Raw genomic sequence first — 20,546 nt, forward strand, 5'->3', positions numbered from 1 at the left:
TCCCCCATGAGGCGACCTTCCCCCACCCCGCCTCGCCCCGAAGCGGAAGGAACACCCATGAACAGCGCCGAAGACAGCGCGAACAAGCCGAGTCGCCGGAAGCGGAAAGTCGTGCTGGCGACCGGCATGGCCGTGGTCGTCGCCGGGCTCGGCACGGTGGCCGGCGTATCGTTCGCCGACGCCGACACCGCGACCGCCGCCGGGTTCTCCGACAACTTCGAGGACGGTGACACCGCCGGCTGGACCAAGTCGGGTGGTGACTGGTCGGTCGTCAGCGACGGCAGCAAGGTGCTCAAGCAGGGCAAGTCCGGTGCGACGCTGGCCCGGCAGTTCGCCGGCGACACCAGCTGGACCGACTACACCGTGCAGGCCCGGGTCGAGCCGCTCGCCGTCGCCACCGGCGGGTACGCCGCGCTCGTGGCCCGCTCGACCAGCTCGACCAGCTTCTACCGGCTCGCGCTGACCGGCACGAACAAGGTGCGCCTGGAGTCGGTGAAGTCCGGCTCGGCCACCGTCCTCGGCGAGGCGGCCCTGACCGTCAAGGCCGGCGAGTCGTACACGCTGGCGCTGAAGGTCAGCGGGAGCACGCTGAGCGGCTCGGTGAACGGGGCGTCGATCCTGTCCGCGACCGCTACCGCGTTCGGCAAGGGCCGGGTCGGCGTGCAGACCTACGACGCCACCGCCGAGTTCGACGACGTGCTGGTCAGCACCGGCGGGGCCGCCGCGACCACCGCACCGACGACCGCGCCGACGACCACGGCTCCGACCGCCTCGGCGACCGCGACCGCCGCACCCACGAAGACCGCGACCGCGAGTCCGACCGCGACCACGTCGGCATCCGCGTCGGCGACGAGCGGAGGCAGCGGCACCAGCACCGCGTTCGAGACCAGCCCGATCGGCTTCGGCGAGGGCACCACCGGTGGCGCCGGCGGCACCACCGTGAAGATCACCTCGCTGTCCCAGCTGGTCACCGAGGCCGCCTCGGACGGCGCGAAGATCCTGCAGCTCTCCAGCGTCCTGCAGGGCAGCGGTGCCGACGAGGTGGTGGTCTCCTCGAACAAGACCATCGTGGGTGTCGGCGCGAACGCCGGCCTGACCGGTGCGGGCTTCTTCATCAAGAAGGCCAGCAACGTCATCATCCGCAACCTGAAGATCTCGTTCGCGCAGGCGCCGACCGACCTGATCGCGGCGCAGAAGTCGGACCACATCTGGATCGACCACAACGAGCTCTTCAACGACACCAGCCACGACAAGGACTTCTACGACGGCATGGTGGACCTGACCCACGCCACCGACTTCGTCACGGTCTCCTGGAACTACCTGCACGACCACTTCAAGGGCTCGCTCGTCGGCCACTCGGACAGCAACGCCGCCGAGGACACCGGCCACCTGCGGATCACCTACAGCCACAACTGGTTCGACAACGTGGCGTCCCGGCTCCCGCGCCTGCGCTTCGGCACCGTGCACCTCTACAACAACCTGTTCACCAACGCCAAGACCAGCGGCATCCACTGCCTGATGGACGCGCAGTGCCTGGTGCAGAACAACGTCTTCGTCGACGTCAAGCTGCCGGTCTGGACCACCGAGGACTCCGACAAGGACGGCTTCGCGGTCATCTCCGGCAACGACTTCGGCGGTGAGGCCCCGGTGATCACGCAGACCGGCACGTTCACCAAGGCGCCGTACTCGGTCACGCTGGACCAGACGTCCGCGGTCTCCGCACTGGTCAAGGCCGGTATCGGCACCGGCAAGATCTGACACTCGCCGCACTCCAGGCGCCCGGTCCGCTCACGGCGGCCGGGCGCCTTCGGCGTTTTTTCGTACGTACGAAAAGCGCCCTGACGACGCCGCAGCCCGCTCCGGTCACGACCAGATCTGCTGGTGTTCGCAGCTGACCAGGGTGTCGGTGGAGGTGTAGAGGCAGGAGTCGCCGGTGGTGGTGGCGTTGGCGCCGCCGTCGAGCAGGTCGGCGGCGAACGGGCCGGACACCTCGAAGCCGTTCAGCGAGTCGTCGCCGGCCTCGCCGTAGAGCTTGTCGCGGCCGTCGGAGCCGTCCAGCTCGTCGTTGCCGCCGCCACCGAGGATGACGTCGTCACCCTCCATGCCGTTGATGAAGTTGGCCGCGCCGTTGCCGGTGAGCCGGTCGTTGCCCTGGCCGCCGTAGATGCGCTCGACGTCGGCGCCGACCGTGTCCCGCTCGCCGGCCTGCCCGTCGTCACCGGTGACGCCGTCCAGGTCGACGGTCACCGCCCTGGTGTGGTGGTTGTACTCGACCGTGTCGACGCCCGGGCCGCCGAGCAGCACGTCCGCGCCGATCGGGCCCTGCCGCTGGTCGTCGCCGGTCAGGTCGTCGTTGCCGGCGCCACCCTCGAGGCGGTCGCTGCCCGACTCACCGAGCAGCCAGTCGTCGCCGTTGCCGCCGTACGCCCGGTCGTTGCCGGAGCCGCCGAGGAAACCGTCGGCGCCGTTGCCGCCGGAGAACACGTCGGTGCCGTCCCCGCCGTCGGCCCAGTCGGTGCCGTCCTCGCCGGAGAACCGGTCGTTGCCCCGGTCGCCGTAGAACCGGTCGTTGCCGGCGCCGCCGTACGCGGTGTCGTTGCCCCAGTCGCCGAGGATCGTGTCGTTCCCCGCGCCGCCGTTGAGCAGGTCGTTCTCGAACGAGCCGTTGAGCCGGTCGTTGCCGCCGCCGCCGTAGAGCTTGTCGGCGCCGTGGCCGCCGTCGATCGAGTCGCCCTTGGTGCCGCCGTAGATCCGGTCGTTGCCGTCGTCACCGTAGGCGACCATCGGCACGTCGGACCGGTTGGACAGCACGTCGTTGCCGGCGTACAGGTTCACCGACACCCGGGTCGGCGTCGCCGACGTGCTGCACCGGACCTTGGTCTTGTCGCCCTTGACCTGCTTGCAGCCCTTGCCCGGCTTGATCAGCTTCTTGTCGTCAATCGTGATCGTCCGGCCACTGCGCGTTATGATGACGCTGTTCGCGCCGGTGTAGGCCGCCTTGTATCGCACCTTGGAGCCACTCACCGTGGCGATGCCGATGCTGCCTTCCGCGGCCTCAGCGGGCCCGGCGAAAACAGCGGCAGCGGCAGTGGTGACACCCAGGGCCAGCAAGAGCCTCGGAACGCGTCGCAAGTGGATCCTCCCCCGTCGAGTCCGAGGATCATAAATGGTCGGCGGCCCGGTTGGGCACTGGTCGTTATGGTGACGGCCGGGTCTCCGGGAAGGCGGGCAGGACGTGCGGATTCTGATGGCCGATGACGAGCGGACGCTTGCCGACACGGTCGCCGACGGGCTGCGACAGTTCGCGATGGCGGTGGATGTCGTCTACGACGGCACGAACGCGCTGGAGCGGATCAGCACGCACCGCTACGACGTGGCGATCCTGGACCGGGACATGCCCGGCCTGACCGGTGACGAGGTCTGCGTCCGCGCCGTCGACCAGGGCATCGACACCCGGTTGCTGCTGCTGACCGCGGCCGCCGGGATCCGCGACCGGGTCGAGGGGCTCGGGCTGGGCGCCGACGACTACCTGACCAAGCCGTTCGCGTTCGCCGAGCTGGTGGCCCGGGTGCAGGCGCTGGCCCGGCGCTCCGCGGCGCCGCTGAAGCCGGTGCTGGAGCAGGACGGCGTGGTGCTGGACACGGTCCGGCACTTCGCCGCGCGGGACGGGCTGACGCTGGCCCTGACGCCGAAGGAGTTCGCCGTGCTGCGAGTGCTGCTGCGCGCCGGCGGGCAGGTGGTCAGCGCCGAGGAGCTGCTGGAACAGGCCTGGGACGAGAACGCCGACCCGTTCACCAACTCGGTCCGCGTCACGATCATGACGTTGCGCAAGAAGCTCGGCGAGCCGGCGGTCATCCACACCGTGCCGCGCGTGGGCTATCGGCTGGGCCAGTGAAGTCCCAGTCGCCGGCCCGGCGGATCATGGTGGTCTGCACCGCGGCGTTCCTGTTCGGGGTGGTCGTCGTCTGGCTCAGCGACGTCCTGCTGTTCTGGCTGAGCCTGGTCGGCGAACAGATCTGCGGGCCGGCCGGCGCCCGCGGTGAGCTCTGTCAGGTCATGGCCATCCGCACCGATCTGCAGTTCGTGGTGCTCGTCTGCCTGATCGCGGTGGTCCTGCCGTTCGGCGCCCGGTGGGCGGTCCGGTGGTGCCTGCGGCCGATCCGCGAGCTGGAGCCGGTGATCGCCAGCGTCGGCCCGCAGAACCTGGGCTACCGGATCAACGCCGGCACCGGCAACACCGAGATCACCGTGCTGGCCCGGGCCATCGACGAGATGATGGACCGGATCGCGATGGGTTACGAGGCGCAGCGGCACTTCGCCGCGAACGCCTCGCACGAGCTGCGCACCCCGCTCGCCGTGCAGCGCACCCTGATCGAGGTGGGCCTGGCCCGGGCCACCACCCCGGAGAAGCTCGACCTGGTCACCGCGCAGCTGCTGGAGAGCAACGAGCGCAACGAGCGACTGATCGAGGGCCTGCTGGTGCTCAGCGAGAGCGACCGCGGGCTGGTCACCAAGATCCCGCTACGGCTCGACGAGATCACCGAGACCGTCCTGGCCGACCACGAGGTACGGGCCGCCGAGGCCGGCCTGACCATCAACCGGAAGCTCACGCCCCGGGTGGTGCTCGGTGAACGGGTGCTGCTCGAGCGGCTGATCATCAACCTGGTGCAGAACGCCATCAAGTACAACCGGCCGGGCGGCTCGATCGACGTCGAGATCGGCGACCAGCCCGCGCTGACCGTCACCAACACCGGCGACGACGTGCCACCCGAGGCGGTCTCCGGACTGTTCGAGCCGTTCCGCCGGCTGGGCGGCACCCGGATCGACCACAGTGGCGGGTCCGGCCTGGGCCTGACCATCGCCCGGTCGATCTGCCGGGCTCACGACGGTGCCATCAGCGCGCACTCCTCCGGGCGGGACGGGCTCCGGGTGGAGATCGTCTTCCCGGCCGAGCGGCCGCGGTAGCAGCGCGGCACCCGGCCGCCGATCCCGGTGAGGATCTCGTGCGGGTTGGTGTCCGCCCAGGCCGCCCACTCGTCCACCGACGGGCCGCCGGCGCCGAAGAGCACCACCCGGTCGCCGGCGCTGACCGGCAGGTCACCCACGTCCACCACGACCTGGTCCATGGCGACCCGGCCGACGATCGGGCGGCGGACGCCGTGCACGGTGACCTCGGCCCGGCCGGTGACCCGCCGGGGCACGCCGTCCGCATAACCGGCCGGGACCAGGGCGAGCGTGGTCTCCCGCTCGACGACGTGGTCGTGGCCGTAGGAGACCCCGGCGCCCGGCGCGACCCGCTTGGTCAGGATCACTGTGGACTCCAGGGTCATCGCGGGGCGCAGGCCGAAGGAGCGACCGGGGATCGGCTCGACGCCGTACAGGGCGATGCCTGGTCGTACCAGATCGAACCTCGCCTGCGGCAGCTGCAGGGCCGCCGCGGAGTTCGCGAGATGGATCAGCGGTCCGGTGAAACCGGCCGCGGCGGCCTCGGCCCGCGCGTGACCGAAATCGAGCAGCTGCCGGTGCAGTCCGGGGTCCGCCGGGTCCTCCGCGGTGGCCAGGTGCGACCACAGGCCGCGCACCGTGATCAGGCCCGCGGCCTGCATTTTCCCGGCGACGGTGAGCAGGTGCGGCCAGTCCGCGGCGGTCGCGCCGGCCCGGGACAGCCCGGTGTCCGCCTTGAGGTGCACCGCCGCGGCGCGACCCAGCCGGCCCGCGGTCCGGCCCAGCGCCTCGAGCGCCCGGGCCGAGCTCACCGAGATGTCGACGTCGGCGAGCAGGGCCTCGTCCAGCACGTCGTCCGGGGCGTAGAGCCACATCAGGATCGGTGCACCGATCCCCGCCCCGCGCAGCTCCATCGCCTCGCGCAGCGAGGTCACGCCGAGCCAGGACGCGCCGTGTGCGAGCGCGGCGCGGGCCACCGGCACGCTGCCGTGACCGAATCCGTTCGCCTTGACCACGGCCATCACTTGCGCCCGGCCGGCCGCTCCGGTCAGCACCGTGGTGTTGTGCCCGATCGCGTCCAGGTCGACGATCGCCCGGGTCATCGTTCGGTCGACGCGGCGGTGCTCACCAGCTGATCGAGCAGGTCGGGGTAGGAGAGCCCGTCGGACCGCCAGATCTGCGGGAACTGCGACAGCTCGGTCAGGCCCGGCAGCGTGTTGACCTCGTTCATCACCACCACGGCGGCCCCGTCGACCTCGGTCAGGAAGAAGTCCACCCGCAGCAGGCCGGCACAGCCGAGCGCCTCGAACACCCGGCGGGCGGTGTCCTCGAGCAGGTCCCGGTGCTCCGGCTTGAGGTCGGCCGGGATGGTGAACGCGGCCGCGCCGGGCGTGTACTTCGCGTCGAAGTCGAAGAATGACGCCGAGTGGTTGATCTCCAGGGCCGGGCCGACCTCGATCGTCCGGTCCGGGCGCTGCAGCACCGCCATGTCCACCTCGCGGCCCAGCACCGCCGCCTCCACCAGGACTTTGGTGTCGTGCTTGCGGGCCAGCGCGATCGCCTCGGCCAGGTCGTCCCAGTCGTCGACGCGGGAGACACCGACGCTGGAGCCGCTGCGGGCCGGCTTGACGAAGACCGGCAGGCCGAGCCGGTCCCGGTCGGCGGGCGTGACCTGTTCCTCGCCGCGCAGCACCACACCGTCGGCCACCGGGATGCCCTCGGCCGCCACGATCGTCTTGGTGAACGCCTTGTCCATCGCGGTGGCGCTGGCCAGGACGCCGCTGCCGACGTACGGAATCCGGGCCATCTCGAGGACCGCCTGCAGGGTGCCGTCCTCGCCGAACGGGCCGTGCAGCACCGGAAAGACGACGTCGACGCCGCGCAGCGTGGCGAGCGCGTCGAGGATGCTCGCCAGCGAGGTCTGGCCGGTGGGCTCGGCCGGGAAGACCGGCTCCGCGCCGTCCGTGCCGACCTGCCAGCGGCCGGCGCGGGAGATCCGGATCGGCACCACCTGGTAGCGGTCCCGGTCGAGGAAGCGGAAGACCGAGGACGCCGAGCGGCAGGACACGTCGTGCTCCGCGCTACGTCCGCCGAAGATCACCGCGACCCGGATCTTGTCTGCGGAATTGTGCATGGCGGACATCCTGGGGAGAACACCGTGCGGCGAGCGTCAGTGATCTCCTTATCGGACCTTTAACCTTCACCTATCGGGCGGTACGCAACCGGAACGTCGCAACGGGATCGATATCTCGTCCGGTCTATGTCATGATCCGGGGCGATGTCCATTCGCGCGCTTCCCGCCACCGCGGCCGTGCTCTCCACGGCCCTGCTGCTGACCACCGGCAGCGCCGCCCTCGCGGCCTCGAACACGCTCACCCTCACCGCGGTGAACCGGTCCGGCGCCAAGGTCGCGATCAGCGCGACCGCGGTCAACCTGTCGACCAGCTCGTCGTACACCCTCCGGGCCGGCAAGGCGCGGAAGCTGCCCAAGGGCAACTACGCCGTCGTGGTCTCGATCCCGACCGGCAGCACGACCACCCTCGGCGGGCGGACCGTGAAGGTCTCCGGCACCAGCAAGCTGACCCTGGACGCCCGCTCCGGCCGCCGGATCAACCTGGGGCTGAACCCCGCCCCGGCCGGCCTCGCGGCCCGGCTCGACGTGCAGATCTGCACCAGGACCAGCGCGCCCGCCCGGATCGACGCGAGCACCTGGGACCGGACCGCGCTCTACGTGATCCCGAGCAAGTCGACCAAGCTGGCCTACGGCGCGCTGGGGTCGTGGACCGACGGCTCCGCCGAGACCGCCAGCTACGCGGTGATGCACCGGACCACCGGGCTGCCGAGCGCACCGGCCAAGACGTTCCGGCGCACCGGGCTGGCCACCGTGCAGGTCACCTCGCGCCGCGGGCCGAACTCGGCGAACTACCTCAACCAGGCGGTGCAGCCGGTCAAGGGTGGCTGCGGCGATCACCTGTGGGCGCCGCTCGGCTCCACCGACCGACCGGCCAGCAACAAGCTCTACCTGTCCGCCGGCACCTGGGACCTGCAGGCCGACGGCAGCCCGACCGTGACGCGCAAGGTCGCCGCCGGCAAGGCGTACAGCGTCCGGCTCAACAGCGCCGGCTGGGGTCCGGGCACCGAGCTGCCGTACACATATCAGGGTCGCCTCGAGTTCCCGCTCGACGACATGTTCGCCGACCCGTCGCTCTCGGCCACGTCCGGCAGCATCAGCGATGGCCGCGGGACCGCGACCCTCACCTACCGCGGCAAGGTCGTCAAGACCCGGTCGAACTCCGGCGGGTCGTGGCCCAGCCTGTACTACCGGCCGGCCAAGGCCGGCTGGTACACGCTGACCAACACCGCGACCCGGTACGAGGCCGGCGTCACCTTCCCGGCCGGGATGCTCTCCACCAGCAGCCGGGTCACCTACCGGTTCCCGCTGAACCCGAAGGCGAAGAAGAACACGCTGGCCCCGAACTACTCGGTGCAGATCATCCCGACCGGGCTGGACCTGTACAACAAGGCCAAGCCGGGCAGCACCACCACCGTGGCGCTCCGGCTGAACCGCGTCGTGCACTACGAGGACCTAACCCGCGGGGCGAACCCGAAGCTGAAGTCGCTGACCGCGAAGATCTCCGCGGACGGCGGCAAGACCTGGCGCGCGGTACCGGTCCGCAAGATCGGCGGGAACTGGACCGCGGTGGTGAAGAACCCGGCGGCCGGCTACGTCGCGGTGAGCGTCCGGGCCACGTACACCAGCGGTGGCTACAGCGAGTCGACGATCTACCGGACCTACCGCATCGGCTGACCGCGATCCGCTGACGGGGTGCGTGCCATCGGGTGATCCACCTGGTGGCACGCTCTGCGTCATGGACCTGACCGTGATCCTCGGCCCGATGAAGGGCGGCAAGTCGCTCGAGATGATCAGCTTGCTGTCACCGCTGCAGCACACTGGCATCCCGCACCGCATCTTCCAGTCCGCCCGGCACGGCCGGGACACCGCGGTGATGTCCCGCTCCGGCGGCACCCTGGAGACCGTGAAGGTGCACTCGCTGGCCGGCGCCGCCGACGGTGACGTCGAGGTGATCGGGGTCGACGAGATCCACATGTTCACCGTCGACGACATCGCGGTGCTCGGCGTCGCGGTCCGGCAGGGTGTCAAGGTGGTCGTGGCCGGCATCGACCTGGATCACCGGGGGCAGCTGTTCGCGCCGGTCCGGGCGCTGTTCGAGCTGGCGCCGGAGAAGGTGATCTATCGGCGCGCGGTGTGCGACGTGTGCCGGTCGCTGGACGCGACGCACACCCAGGTGCTGGAGCACGGCAAGCCGTTCATCCGGGAACTCGCGCCGTCGACGGCGCTGCCGGACGACGGGACCTACACGTACGAGGCGCGGTGCCGTCGCTGCGTGGTCCTGCCCTAGCTCTTGCGGCTGGTGCTCTAGCTTTTGCGGAACGCCATCCGGTAGCTCTGCGGGCTGGTGCTCTAGCTTTTGCGGAACGCGACCCGGTAGCTCTGCGGGCTGGTGCCGACGATCAGTTTGAAGCGGTCGCGGAACGCCGTGGGTGAGCCGAACCCGACCTGGCCGGCGATCTGCTCGACCGGCTGGTCGGTGGCCTCCAGCAGGTGCTGCGCGCGACGGATCCGGGCCCGGAGCAGCCACTGCAGCGGGGTCGTCCCGGTCTGCTCACGGAACCGGCGATTGAGCGTACGGATGCTCATCCCACCCCGCGCCGCGAGGTCGTCGAGCGTGACATCGGCGTCGGTGTTCTCCTGCATCCAGCTCAGCAGCGGTTCCAGGACCGAGCCGCGCGGCGTCGGCGGCTGCTCCGGCACGATGAACTGGGCCTGACCGCCCTCCCGCTCCAGCGGCATCACCGACAGCCGGGCCGCGTCGGCCGCGACCGCCGAGCCGTGATCACGCCGGATCAGGTGCAGGCACAGGTCGAGGCCGGCGGCGGCGCCGGCCGACGTGAGGAACTGGCCGTTGTCCACATAGAGCACCCCCGGATCCACCTCGATCTGCGGATGACGGGCGGCGAGGTCCGACGCGGCGAGCCAGTGTGTGGTCGCGCGCAGACCGTCCAGCAGGCCGGTCGCGGCCAGGATGAAGGCGCCGGCACAGATCGAGGCCACTCTCGCGCCGCCTGCGGCGGCTTTCCGCAGATGATCCAAAACCTTTTCCGGTACGACCATGGCCACGTCCGCGCAGCCCGGCAGGATGATCGTGTCGGCGGCCAGCAGGGTGTCCAGGCCGTACCGGGTCCGCAGGGTGAACGCCCCGGCGTCGACGGTGTCGGTGACCGAGCAGACCCGCACCTCGTACGGCGTGCTGCCGTCGGCGAGCCGCACCCGGCCGAACACCTCGAGCGGCGTGGCCAGGTCGAACGGGATCACCTGGTCGAGCGCCAGAACCGCGACGATGTGCATCGCACCTTTATAGCTGGCCGGAATCCGTTGACAGTGGGCAATCCAGCCAGTTCCGGTGCCCGATAAGGATCACTAGCGTCGTCGGCGTGACAAAGCTCCTGCTCAGCCTGCACGTCCTGGCGGCGATCATCGCGATCGGTCCGGTGACCGTGGCGGCCAGCATGTTCCCGGCGGCGGCCCGCCGCGGTCAGCGCGACGCCCTGCCCCTGCTGCACCGGATCTGCCGGGTCTACGCCCTGTTCGGGGTGGCCGTGCCGGTCTTCGGGCTGGCCACCGCGAGCAGCCTCGGCGTCCTCGGCGACACCTGGCTGATCACCTCGATCGTGCTCACCGGGCTGGCCGCCGCGCTGCTCGGTCTGGCCGTCCTGCCCGGCCAGCAGCGGGTGATCGCGGGCGAGGACGTTCCGCCGGGCCGGCTCGGGATGCTGACCGGCGTCTTCAACCTGCTCTGGGCCGTGGTCGTGGTGCTGATGATCATTCGCCCCGGCTCGACGACGGGAGCCTGACCGTGCGTGTCCTGCGGATCGCGGCGATGGTGGAGCTGCTCTCACTGGTGATCCTGCTGAGCAACCTGGCGACCGTGCACCTGAAGCCGATCGCCTCGCTGTGCGGGCCGATCCACGGCTGTGCGTATCTGATCGTGGTGATCCTGGCCTTCCCGCACCGGCCGGCCCGGTTCCTGGCCTGGATTCCCGGCGTCGGCGGGTGGCTGGCCGTGACCCGGATTCAGCGGGTCACGGCCGGCCGGTAGCCCCTGATCAGGGCAGGGCGTTCTCTCCCCGCCGTCAGGGCAGGGCGTTCTCTCCCCGCCGTCAGGGCAGGGCGTTCAGGAACGGCTCGTGACTGTTCTTGAACTCCCAGCTGTAGAACCGGTCCCAGTTGATCGACCAGGTCATCAGGCCGCGGAAGTCCGGGTTGAGGCCGCTCCGCGGGGTGTATCCGCCGCAGCCGGTGCCCTTGACCAGGCAGGTGACCGCCGACTGGACGACGGCCGGCGCGACGTATCCGTTGCCGGCGCTGACCGAGCTCGGCGCGCCGAACGCGACCTGGTCCTCGCGCAGTGCGGGGAACATGTTCGCGGTGTTACCGGCCACCGGGAAGCCGGCCAGCATCATGTCGGTCATCGCGACGTGGAAGTCGGCGCCGCCCATCGAGTGGTACTGGTTGTCCAGCCCCATGATCGAGCCCGAGTTGTAGTCCTGCACGTGCAGCACGGTCAGGTCGTTGCGCAGCGCGTAGATCACCGGCAGGTACGACCCGGCCCGCGGGTCCTGGCCACCCCACGGCCCGGAGCCGTAGTACTGGTAGCCGAGCTGCACGAAGAACGTCTCCGGCGCCATGGTCAGCACGAAGCCGGTGCCGTACCGGGCCTTGAGCGACTTGACCGCGCTGATCAGGTTGACGATCACCGGGGTGGTCGGGTTCTTGAAGTCGGTGTCACCGGTGTTCAGCGACAGCGAGTGACCCTCGAAGTCGATGTCCACGCCGTCCAGGCCGTACTTGTCGATGATCGCGCTGACCGAGCTGACGAACTTGTCCCGCGCCGCGGTCGTGGTGAGCTGCACCTGACCGTTGGCACCGCCGATCGAGAGCAGCACCTTCTTGCCGGCCGCCCGCTTCGCCTTGATCGCCGCGATGAAGTCGGTCTCGCTCTCCACCCCGGGGCACTCGGTGGCCGGGCAGAGGGTGAACCGGATGTCGCCGGAGGTCGCGTTCGTCGGCTCGCCGAAGGACAGGTTGATGATGTCCCAGTCGGCGGGCACGTCGGCCATCTTCAGGTAGCCGGCGCCGTTGGCGAAGCTGGCGTGCAGGTAGCCGATCAGCGCGTGCTTCGGCAGGCCGCCGACCGGGATCGGGGTGCTCGGGCTGGTGCTCGGGCTGGGGCTGGTGCTCGGGGACGTGCTCGGACTCGGCGACGTGCTCGGGCTGGTGCTCGGCGACGTGCTCGGGCTGGCACTCGTCGTGCTCGGCGACGGGTTCGTGGTGCCGCCGCACGCGCCGCTGTTGATCCAGACGTCCCACTGGCCGCTCTTCAGGACCGGGTCCTCACCCTGGGTCCACCACTTCGCGGTGTAGTTGTTGCCGCCCTTGGAGGCGACGTTGTCCTTGACGTAGGTGGCGGACGTGCTCCAGGCCGGGGCACACGCTGCCGCCGCGTTCGCGGTGCTGGCCACATAGACGCTGGAACACGCGGCGGCCACGACAGCCGCAGTGGCGAGGGTCACTGATCGACGCATGGCTAATTATTAGGACTGTTAACTGAAGTTGTAAAGAGATGGGCGCCCAGGAGAAATCCCGGAGCGCCCATCGTGGACCTAGTAGCGAACGGTGATCACCACTCGCCGGTTGTACTTCTGCTTCTTCTTGTCGGCCAGCTGGCCACCGACCCCGACCACCTTGATCGGCGCCCGGACCCCGAGAGCCCGCAGGTAGTCACGGACGACAATGGCCCGCTTCAGGGAGAGCCGCCGGGTGGCCGCGATCGCGGCCTTCGACTTCCGGCCGGTCTGCGTGTACCCGGTGAGCGTGATCAGGCCGGCGTTACCCATCGCACCGTCCTTGACCTTGAGGAATCGCTTGGCCGTCGGTGGCAGCTTCGCGCCGAGGTACGGGAAGAGAACACTCCCCAGCCCCACCACGCTGTGCGGCGGCGCGGTCCCGGCGCCGGTCTGCGCCGTGCAGGTGTCGTCGAGCACCACCCAGCTGGTGTCCGCGACGACGCTCCCGTCCGGCGCAACCCCGGTCAGTACCAACCGGTGCAGGCCGCCGGAGACACACGCCTTGCGCGGCATGGTGACGCCGGCGCTGAAGTGTCCCGCCGCGTCGGCACGGCCCGACGCGAGAACCACCGGCGTCGAATGCATCGTCAGGGTGTACGGCGACGACCCCTTCAGGCCACCACCGCTGATCGACGCCCGCGAGCCGGCCAGCTGCTCGTCGGACTTCAGATGCAGATCGAGCTTGAGCTTCGCGGGGACGGACGGCGTCGCTGTCGGGGTCGGAGTCGGGCCGGCCGTGGGAGTGCTCGTGCTGGGCGACGGCGAGACGGTCGGCGACGTGGTCGGCGACGCGGAGATGCTGGGCGACGGGCTCGGCCCGCTCGGCCGGACCTCGGTGGAGGGCAGGCTGGGCGGGCTCACCCCGGCCGAGTTCGTCGCCTCGACCCGGAACGTGTAGGCCGTACCGGCGGTCAGCCCGGTGATCGTCGCCGTGGTCGAGGTCGACGGATACCGCGAGCTCGGCTGGGCGACACCGGCCAGGTAGGGCGTCACCACGTACTCGAGCAGCGGGCTTCCCGGGTTGGTCGGCGCGGCCCAGGTGACGGTCACGGCACGGTCACCGGCCTGGACCGCTGGCACGGCCGGTGCGGACGGCACCACGTCCGGGGTGATCCGTACCGGCCTCGACGGCAGCCCGAGTCCGGTGCCGACGGCGTTCCGGGCCCGGACCCGGACCTCGTAGGTCCGCCCGTTGACCAGGCCGGTGACGGTGCCGGTGACCGCCGGGCCGCCGGGAGTGGTGGTCAGCGTGGTCCAGGTGATGCCGTCGGTGCTGTATTCGTACGGATCAGGGTTGTTCAGCGGAACGCCGCTGCCTCCGGTGTAGACCGGAGCGCTGAACCTCAGCGTCGCGGTCCCGTTGCCCGGCTGCGCGGTCAGTCCGGCCGGTGGCCCGGGAACCCGGTCGGGCGGGGTGAGCTGGTGCACTCGGTAGTTGAGGCTGTCGGCGATGTAGATCTTCCCGTCGTCGGGCCGCACCGCCACGCCGTGCGGCAGCGCCAGGTCGGAGTCGACGCTGTCGGTGTTGTCCGTCGCCGCGGCGAGGGCGCCACTGCCCACGATGACCTGCAGCTCGGGTGTGGCGGCCGTGGTGTCGAAGCGCTCGATGACGTTGTTCGACCGGTCCGCCAGGTACAACGCCTGTTCGGGGCCGATGGCGAGCGAGGAGATCTCGCCGAGAGCGCTGGTGGCCGCGAGCGTGCCGTCCAGCGGGAAACCCTGCTGCCCGCTGCCGGCGACGACCGACAACCGGCCGGTGCCGGCATCGACCCTCAGCACCTGATAGTTCCCGGTGTCGGCGATGAACACGTTGCCGCAGGCGTCGGCCGCCACCCCGCGCGGCGCCCGCAACGGTGATGCCGTCGCGAGGGCGGCCGGGATCGACGCCCCCGCGACGCCGGTGCCCGCGACGATCGACAGCACGCCGGTGGCCTGGTCGACCCGGACCACCTGGTTGCTGGTGGTGTCGGCGATGTACAGGTTGCCGTCGGTGTCCAGGGCCAGGCCACCCGGTGCGCCGAGTGGCGAGCTCGTCGCCGGTCCGGCGATCGGGGTGCCGCCGGTGCCGGTGCCGGCGAACGCCGTGATGATGCCGCCGGAGACCTTCTCCACCCGGTGGTCGGCATAGTCCGCGATGTAGAGGTCACCGTTGGCGGCCACCGCGAGCGCCCGCGGGGAGAGCAGCCGGGACGCCGTCGCCGGGCCGTCGAGGGTGGGGAATCCGCCGCCGCTCCGGAGACCCGCGACGATGCTGATCTGGCCGGCCGCCACCTTCGTCACCAGGCTGTCGCCCGCGTCGGCGAGGTACACGTTGCCGGCCGCGTCAGCCGTCACACCACTCGGGTTGTACAAGGGCTGCGCGGCGGCACCGCCGGTGTCCGTGATGGCTTGCAGCCCGTTGCCGGCGAAGAAGTTCAGGTGATAGGGGTACCCGGCGGCCTGCGGCACCCCCGAGCCGGTGGACACCTGGAGGTTTCCGGTGCCGGCCGCGCTGGTCGCGGTCACCACGAAATCGTACGAAACGGTGTTGTCCAACCCGGTCACCCAGCAGAAAAGCGCGCCGTCGGTGTGGCATCGCCGGCTGCCCGGCACGGACACCACGTCATAACCGGTGACCGTCGAGGATCCGGGGACGGCCGGCAGCCAGCTGACCCGCACCGCCCGGTTCGAGCCGGACAGCGCCTGCGTGAGCCCCGGCGCACCGGGCGCGTCCGGATGTTGCACCACCTGCCCCGAGCCCAGATCGGCGCTGACTCCGGCGTCGCCGCGGGTCGTCACGTACAGCCGCGACAGCGTGGGGGACGCGGCCACGCCCCAGGCCTGTGGCAGGCTGCTGACGCTGGCGAGCCTGGTGACCGGCCGGGGCGGCGTGTGCAGCGTCGAGATCAGGAACGCGCTGATTTCGTACGAGTTGAGCCGCGCGCTGATCGTGCCCCCGCCGCTGGCGCCGTAGACCGCGCGCCCGTCCCGGGTCGCCGCGAGCTGCGTGAACGGCTTCTCGTCGGTCCGGGTGATCGAGCTCAGATAGCCGAGGCTGTTGAAGGCCGTGCTGTACGCGTCGATGTACCCGGTGGTCGAGCCGTCGCCGCCGGCGGCCAGCAGGATCTCGCTGTCCGGGCCGGTGCTGTGCGGGGTGAGGACGAGATCCTGAATCGTGGTGCTGTGCGCGGTCACCACGCTGGCCCCGATGGTGTTGTTGCCGGTGGCGATCTGCCGGATCCCACCGTCGCTGCCGCCCACGAACACCCTGGTGCCGTCGCTGCTCGCGGTCAACGCGGTCGGGAAGAAGCTGGTGTTGATCATGACGTTGAGACCTGTCGTCGCGTTCAGCGCGTAGACCTTGTGCGCGTCCGAGGCGGCGACGTAGATGACGTCCTGCGACCCGACCCTGGCGACCGTGATGGCGGTGGGGACGTCACCGATGGTCCACGGCGACGCGTAGTTCATCCCGACCGTGAGTTCCGCTCCGGTGGTGGCGTCCACCGCGGCGACCAGGCCGGCACCGCCGCTCATCGTGACGTACATGGTCTGGTTGTCGCTGCTGTACGCGATGTCGTACGGATCCTGGCCGGACAGCGGCGCGACCGTGTGCCAGACAGGTGACGTCTCGGTGCTCACGTCCAGTTTCAGGATCTGCGCCGGGCCACCCGGATCGCCCAGGTCGACCGCCCACACCCGGCTCCCGTCCGGCGAGACCCGGACCCGTCCCGGCTGATGCCCCGATCCGGAGCCGAAGTCGGCATGCGCCAGCACCTGAGCGGGCTGGACGACGGCCTGGGCGGGCGAACTCACCACCACCACGGCCGACATCGCGACGAGCAGTCCGACGAGGGCCGACCTTCCGACCGCGCTTTGTGTCATGAAAATTACACTAAGTCACCATCTGGAATGAGACGGCGCCCCCGGGAGATCTCCCGGGGGCGCCTGATCAGCAAACTCGCTCAGTAGCGGACGGTGATCACCACTCGTCGGTTGTTCTTCTGCCAGGCCGGCTTGGCGGCCGTGGAGCCACCGACGCCGACCACCTTGATCGGCGCCTTGACGCCGAGTGCCTTCAGGTAGTCACGGGTGGCGATCGCCCGCTTGAGTGCCACCTTCTGCGCGGCGGCGATGCCGGTCTTCGTCTTCGAGCTGGTCAGCGCGTAGCCGGTGAGCGTGACCAGGGTCGACGTCTTCATGGCGCCGTCCTTGGTCTTGAGGACGGTCTTGGCCGAGGCCGGCAACGCCGTGCCGACCGCCGGGAACAGGACGCTGCCCAGCGCCACCGAGCCGGCCGGCGGCTTGGTCCCGCTGCCGGTCTGCGCCTTGCAGGTGTCGTCGAGCACGATCCAGCTGGTGTCCGAGACGACGGTGCCGTCCGGCGCGGTACCGCTCAGCACCAGCTGGTGCAGGCCGCCGGAGATACACGCCTTGGCCGGCATGATCACCTTCGCGCTGAACGAGCCCGCCTCGTCGGTGACGCCCGAGGCCAGGACCACCGGCGTCGAGTGCAGCATCAGCGTGAACTCCGAGGAGCCCTTCAGCCCGCCACCGTTGATGGTGGCCTGCGAACCGACGAGGTCCCCGCCGCTCTTCAGGTTGAGGTCAACGTTGATTTTCGGCGGTGTGGTCGGCGACTGGGTCGGGGTCGGCGTGGCCGTCGGTGAGGTGGACGGGCCCGGGCCCGGCGTGCTGGTGCTCGGGGACGGCTCGGCCGTGGGCGACGGGGTCGGCGGTGTGGTCGTACCGGTCGGCTTCACCTCGTTGGAGGCCGCGCTGGCCGGACCGACGCCGAGCGCGTTGACCGCCTCGACCCGGAACGTGTACGCCCCACCACCGATCAGCCCGGTGATCGTCGTGGTCAGGGTCGACGCGGTGAACCGCGCTGTCGACTGCTTGACGCCGTCGAGGTAGGTCGAGACGACGTACTCGCGGATCACACTGCCGCTGTTGGCCGGCGGGTTCCACTTGACCAGTGCCGAGTTCTCCCCGGCCTCAGCGGTGGGCACGACCGGCGCCTGCGGCAGGACGTCGGGGGTGACCCTCACCCGCTTCGACGGCACCCCGTCGCCCTCGGCGTTCATGGCCCGGACCCGAACCGCATAGGTCGTCCCGTTACCCAGCCCGGTGATCGTGCTGGTGACCGTCGAATCGTTGATGCCGGGGCTCGGCAGCGGGCTCCAGTTCACACCGTCATCGGTGCTGTAGTAGTAGGGGTTCATGTTGAGCAGGACCCCGCTACCACCGGTGTAAAGCGGCGTCGTGAACGTCAGGACCGTGGACGCGTTGCCCGCCTGGGCGAGTAGGCCGGTCGGCGGTCCGGGCACCCGGTCCGCCGGCGTCAGCTGGTGGACCCGGTGGCTGCCGCTGTCGGAGATGTAAACCTTCCCGTCGTCCGGCCGCACCGCGACACCGGACACCTGGCGGAGGTCCGAGTCGATGCCGTTGACCTCGGTCGCCGCGGCCGCGAGGCCACTGCCCGCGATCACCTGGATCGCGGTCGGCGCCGTCAGATCGATCCGCTCGACGATGTTGTTCGACCGGTCCGCCAGGTACAACGCCTGCTCCGGACCGACTGCCAGGGAGTAGATGTCGCCGAGGTCGTTGCCGATCGGGGTGGTGCCGTTCAGCGGCGTGCCCTTCTGCCCGCTGCCGGCCACCACCGAGAGCAGCCCGGTCTCCGGGTCGACCCTTTCCACCTGGTAGTTGCCGGTGTCGGCGATGTAGACGTTGCCGAAGGCGTCGACCGCGACACCGCGCGGGCTCTGCAGCGGCGACGCCGTGGCCGGCGACCCGGGGGTAGCCGTCCCGGCCGAGCCGGTGCCGGCGAAGACCGACAACTGGTTGGTCGCGTGATCGACCTTCAGGATCTGGTGGTTGCCGGTGTCCGCGATGTAGAGGTCGCCGTTGAGGTCGAACGCCAGGCCCCTGGGCGAGGCGAGCGGCGAGCTACTCGCCAGTCCGGGGATGACCGCGGCACTGGTGCCGGTGCCCGCCACTACGACGAGGATGCCCTCGTCAATCTTGGACACCCGGTGGTTGCCGGTATCGGCGATGTAGACGTCACCGGAGGGCCCGAGGGCCACCGCGTTCGGATTCGACAGGGCGGCGGTCGCGGCCGCGGTGGGCAACGCCGGCGAGCCGGCGCTGCCGTTGGAGTTACCGGCGATCCGGGTGATCGTGGCGCCGCTCACCTGCGTCACCTGGTCGGCCCAGGAGTCGGCGATGTAGACGTCGCCGTTCGCGGCGGCTGCCAGACCCACCGGCACCTGGAGCTTCTCCGCAGTGGCGGTGCCGGGCGAGGCCGGAAGGCCCGAGACCCCGGTGCCGGCGAAGAATGCCAGATCAAAGGTGTACGGGTACGGCACAGCCGACGGTGTCTGCGGCGAGCTGACCGTGGCGAGGCTCGTGCCGGCGTCGGACGTCGCGGTCACGGTGAACGTGTACGGCGTGCCGTTGGTCAGGCCGTACACCCAGCAGTAGGTGTCGGTGCTGGCGCTGTGGCACCTCTTGCCACCCGGCGAGGAGATGACGTCGTAGCCGGTGATCGACTCCGATCCGGGGTCGACCGGCGCGGTCCAGCTCACCTTGACGGCCCGGTTGGCCGACACCGTCTGCACCGAGGTCGGCACGTCCGGAGCGGTCGGATGCGTCACGGCGAGAGCCCAGCCCTCGTCCAGGGGTATGAGGCCCGTGTCGCCCCGACCGGTTGCGTACAGGACCGGCGATGTCCGGTTGGTGGTCACCCCCCACAGCTGTGACACGGTGCTCTCCGAGTTCAGCGGGGACGCCGGGGCCGGCGGCACCGCCAGCGCCGCGGTCGTGAAGTCACTGAGGTTGAAGGTGAGCAGACGCGCGTCGCTCGAGCCGTTCGTCTCGGTGCGCCCACCGGCAGCCGCGTAGATAGTCCGCCCGTCATGAGTGACCGTGATCTGGGTGAACGCGAGCTGAGCCGTGGTCGAGTTGATGAACGTGAGGCCGCTGGGCGACGAGGCGTAGGCGTCGATGTAACCGGTGGTGCCGTCGTCCCCGGCCACCAGCAGGGTTCCGCCGTCCGGGGTGACGGCCAGATCCTGGATAGTGGTGCTGTGCGACTGGTTGACGCTGCCGCCCACGATCGTGTTGCCATTGGTGCTGATCTGCCGGATGGTGCCGTCGGTGCCGGCCGTGAACACCTTGTCGCCGGCATTGCTCGCCGCCACGGCAACCGGCCCGACGCCACCGTTGGCGACGGTGCTGACGATGCCGGAGCCCAGGTCGATCACTTTGAGCGTGGTCAGACCGGAGGTGGCGACGTAGGCCCGAAGATCGCCTGAAACGGGTTCGCTGACGACCGCGATACCCGTGGGCGCGGATCCCCCTCCGGTGGAATACGGGCCTCGCGCGATGTCCTGTCCGGATCCGATCGGCGCGCCGGAGGCGGCGGAGAGCGCGACGACCTTGTCGGAACCGGTCAGCGGGGCGAACATGAACGCGCTGTCCGGGCTGAAGGCGATGTCCGCCGGGTCGTTGCCGTCAACGTTTGCCGTGACCAGCATCGAGTACCCGCTCAACGCGTTCAGGTTCAGGATCTGTCCCGGCGCCCCGGGGCTGGACAGGTCGGTCGCCCATACGTGCGTCCCGTCCGGCGAGACCCTGATCTTTCCTGGCTGCACACCCATCGGTGCATGCGCGACCGCTAGGGGGATGCCGGGCGGGGCGGTGGCTTGGGCCGGCGAACCGACCACCGCCGGCACTGCCACGCCGACAAGCAGCCCGGCAAGGACTGACCTTCCCACGACGGTGGCACCGCGGCGACACCGTTGCCGCGTCCGCGATCCACCGCCCCTCACGCTTAGTGTCATGAAAGGCACCCTAAGTCACCCTTTCCGTGGAGAAACCTCCTTTCGTGACCTCGACTGCCACTAACGACCCTC

Annotated in this window: 14 protein-coding genes; 7 read left to right on the forward strand and 7 right to left on the reverse strand. The window is 70.2% G+C overall.

Features of this window, described 5'->3' with window-relative positions:
* Positions 1-57: 57 nt before the first annotated feature.
* Positions 58-1,758: a pectate lyase family protein gene (locus Apa02nite_RS41880; protein ID WP_203830039.1), complete on the forward strand. Its 1,701-nt coding sequence runs from the start codon at positions 58-60 to the stop codon at positions 1,756-1,758.
* 105 nt (positions 1,759-1,863) lie between these two features.
* On the opposite strand, the gene Apa02nite_RS41885 is transcribed toward Apa02nite_RS41880, so the two are convergent.
* Complete coding sequence (locus tag Apa02nite_RS41885) at positions 1,864-3,132, reverse strand: calcium-binding protein (protein ID WP_203830040.1); 1,269 nt, start codon at positions 3,130-3,132, stop codon at positions 1,864-1,866.
* A gap of 103 nt (positions 3,133-3,235) precedes the next feature.
* Here Apa02nite_RS41885 and Apa02nite_RS41890 point away from each other — a divergent pair, with 103 nt between their 5' ends.
* Positions 3,236-3,895: a response regulator transcription factor gene (locus Apa02nite_RS41890; RefSeq protein WP_067690648.1), complete on the forward strand. Its 660-nt coding sequence runs from the start codon at positions 3,236-3,238 to the stop codon at positions 3,893-3,895.
* The gene (locus Apa02nite_RS41895; protein WP_239164929.1) at positions 3,892-4,965 is read left to right on the forward strand and encodes a sensor histidine kinase; all 1,074 of its coding nucleotides are present in this window, start codon (positions 3,892-3,894) and stop codon (positions 4,963-4,965) included. The genes Apa02nite_RS41890 and Apa02nite_RS41895 overlap by 4 nt, the downstream gene beginning before the upstream one ends.
* Here the strand turns inward: Apa02nite_RS41895 and alr are convergent.
* Both alr and Apa02nite_RS41905 read right to left on the reverse strand, forming a co-directional pair.
* Positions 4,881-6,047 carry an alanine racemase gene (alr, locus tag Apa02nite_RS41900; RefSeq protein ID WP_203830041.1) on the reverse strand — a complete coding sequence of 389 codons (1,167 nt, stop codon included), beginning with the start codon at positions 6,045-6,047 and terminating at the stop codon, positions 4,881-4,883. The genes Apa02nite_RS41895 and alr overlap by 85 nt on opposite strands.
* Entirely contained in the window at positions 6,044-7,078 is a 1,035-nt protein-coding gene (locus Apa02nite_RS41905) for a D-alanine--D-alanine ligase family protein (RefSeq protein ID WP_239164930.1), read from the reverse strand. The genes alr and Apa02nite_RS41905 overlap by 4 nt, the downstream gene beginning before the upstream one ends.
* Positions 7,079-7,222: 144 nt before the next feature.
* On the opposite strand from Apa02nite_RS41905, the gene Apa02nite_RS41910 reads away from it, so the two are divergent.
* Together Apa02nite_RS41910 and Apa02nite_RS41915 are read left to right on the forward strand one after the other, a co-directional pair.
* Positions 7,223-8,752 (forward strand): hypothetical protein, encoded by a 1,530-nt coding sequence (locus tag Apa02nite_RS41910; RefSeq protein WP_203830043.1) that lies wholly within the window; start codon positions 7,223-7,225, stop codon positions 8,750-8,752.
* A 61-nt stretch (positions 8,753-8,813) separates the two neighbouring features.
* The gene (locus tag Apa02nite_RS41915; protein WP_067690637.1) at positions 8,814-9,365 is read left to right on the forward strand and encodes a thymidine kinase; all 552 of its coding nucleotides are present in this window, start codon (positions 8,814-8,816) and stop codon (positions 9,363-9,365) included.
* Positions 9,366-9,427: 62 nt separating this feature from the next.
* Here the strand turns inward: Apa02nite_RS41915 and Apa02nite_RS41920 are convergent, their stop codons facing one another.
* On the reverse strand, positions 9,428-10,372 hold the full coding sequence (locus Apa02nite_RS41920) for a GlxA family transcriptional regulator (protein ID WP_203830044.1): 945 nt from the start codon (positions 10,370-10,372) through the stop codon (positions 9,428-9,430).
* An 86-nt stretch (positions 10,373-10,458) separates the two neighbouring features.
* Here Apa02nite_RS41920 and Apa02nite_RS41925 point away from each other — a divergent pair, with 86 nt between their 5' ends.
* Both Apa02nite_RS41925 and Apa02nite_RS41930 read left to right on the forward strand, forming a co-directional pair.
* On the forward strand, positions 10,459-10,878 hold the full coding sequence (locus tag Apa02nite_RS41925; RefSeq protein WP_203830045.1) for a hypothetical protein: 420 nt from the start codon (positions 10,459-10,461) through the stop codon (positions 10,876-10,878).
* A gap of 2 nt (positions 10,879-10,880) precedes the next feature.
* Positions 10,881-11,123: a DUF3817 domain-containing protein gene (locus Apa02nite_RS41930; RefSeq protein WP_239164931.1), complete on the forward strand. Its 243-nt coding sequence runs from the start codon at positions 10,881-10,883 to the stop codon at positions 11,121-11,123.
* A gap of 61 nt (positions 11,124-11,184) precedes the next feature.
* Here the strand turns inward: Apa02nite_RS41930 and Apa02nite_RS41935 are convergent, their stop codons facing one another.
* The 3 genes from Apa02nite_RS41935 to Apa02nite_RS41945 all read right to left on the reverse strand — a co-directional run bounded on the left by Apa02nite_RS41935 (position 11,185) and on the right by Apa02nite_RS41945 (position 20,291).
* Positions 11,185-12,609 (reverse strand): chitinase, encoded by a 1,425-nt coding sequence (locus Apa02nite_RS41935; protein ID WP_203830046.1) that lies wholly within the window; start codon positions 12,607-12,609, stop codon positions 11,185-11,187.
* Positions 12,610-12,687: 78 nt separating this feature from the next.
* Positions 12,688-16,512 (reverse strand): fibronectin type III domain-containing protein, encoded by a 3,825-nt coding sequence (locus Apa02nite_RS41940; protein WP_203830047.1) that lies wholly within the window; start codon positions 16,510-16,512, stop codon positions 12,688-12,690.
* A gap of 80 nt (positions 16,513-16,592) precedes the next feature.
* The gene (locus Apa02nite_RS41945; RefSeq protein ID WP_203830048.1) at positions 16,593-20,291 is read right to left on the reverse strand and encodes a fibronectin type III domain-containing protein; all 3,699 of its coding nucleotides are present in this window, start codon (positions 20,289-20,291) and stop codon (positions 16,593-16,595) included.
* Positions 20,292-20,546 lie beyond the last annotated feature (255 nt).

Origin of the sequence: Actinoplanes palleronii, from assembly GCF_016862315.1 — a bacterium.
GTDB lineage: Bacteria > Actinomycetota > Actinomycetes > Mycobacteriales > Micromonosporaceae > Actinoplanes > Actinoplanes palleronii.

Coding starts and splice junctions, on each gene's coding strand:
- Apa02nite_RS41905 (WP_239164930.1), bottom strand. CDS start 7,078: ATGCACAATTCCGCAGACAAGATCCGGGTCGCGGTGATCTTCGGCGGA.
- Apa02nite_RS41935 (WP_203830046.1), bottom strand. CDS start 12,609: ATGCGTCGATCAGTGACCCTCGCCACTGCGGCTGTCGTGGCCGCCGCG.
- Apa02nite_RS41940 (WP_203830047.1), bottom strand. CDS start 16,512: ATGACACAAAGCGCGGTCGGAAGGTCGGCCCTCGTCGGACTGCTCGTC.
- Apa02nite_RS41945 (WP_203830048.1), bottom strand. CDS start 20,291: ATGGGTGTGCAGCCAGGAAAGATCAGGGTCTCGCCGGACGGGACGCAC.
- alr (WP_203830041.1), bottom strand. CDS start 6,047: ATGACCCGGGCGATCGTCGACCTGGACGCGATCGGGCACAACACCACG.
- Apa02nite_RS41915 (WP_067690637.1), top strand. CDS start 8,814: ATGGACCTGACCGTGATCCTCGGCCCGATGAAGGGCGGCAAGTCGCTC.
- Apa02nite_RS41880 (WP_203830039.1), top strand. CDS start 58: ATGAACAGCGCCGAAGACAGCGCGAACAAGCCGAGTCGCCGGAAGCGG.
- Apa02nite_RS41910 (WP_203830043.1), top strand. CDS start 7,223: ATGTCCATTCGCGCGCTTCCCGCCACCGCGGCCGTGCTCTCCACGGCC.
- Apa02nite_RS41920 (WP_203830044.1), bottom strand. CDS start 10,372: ATGCACATCGTCGCGGTTCTGGCGCTCGACCAGGTGATCCCGTTCGAC.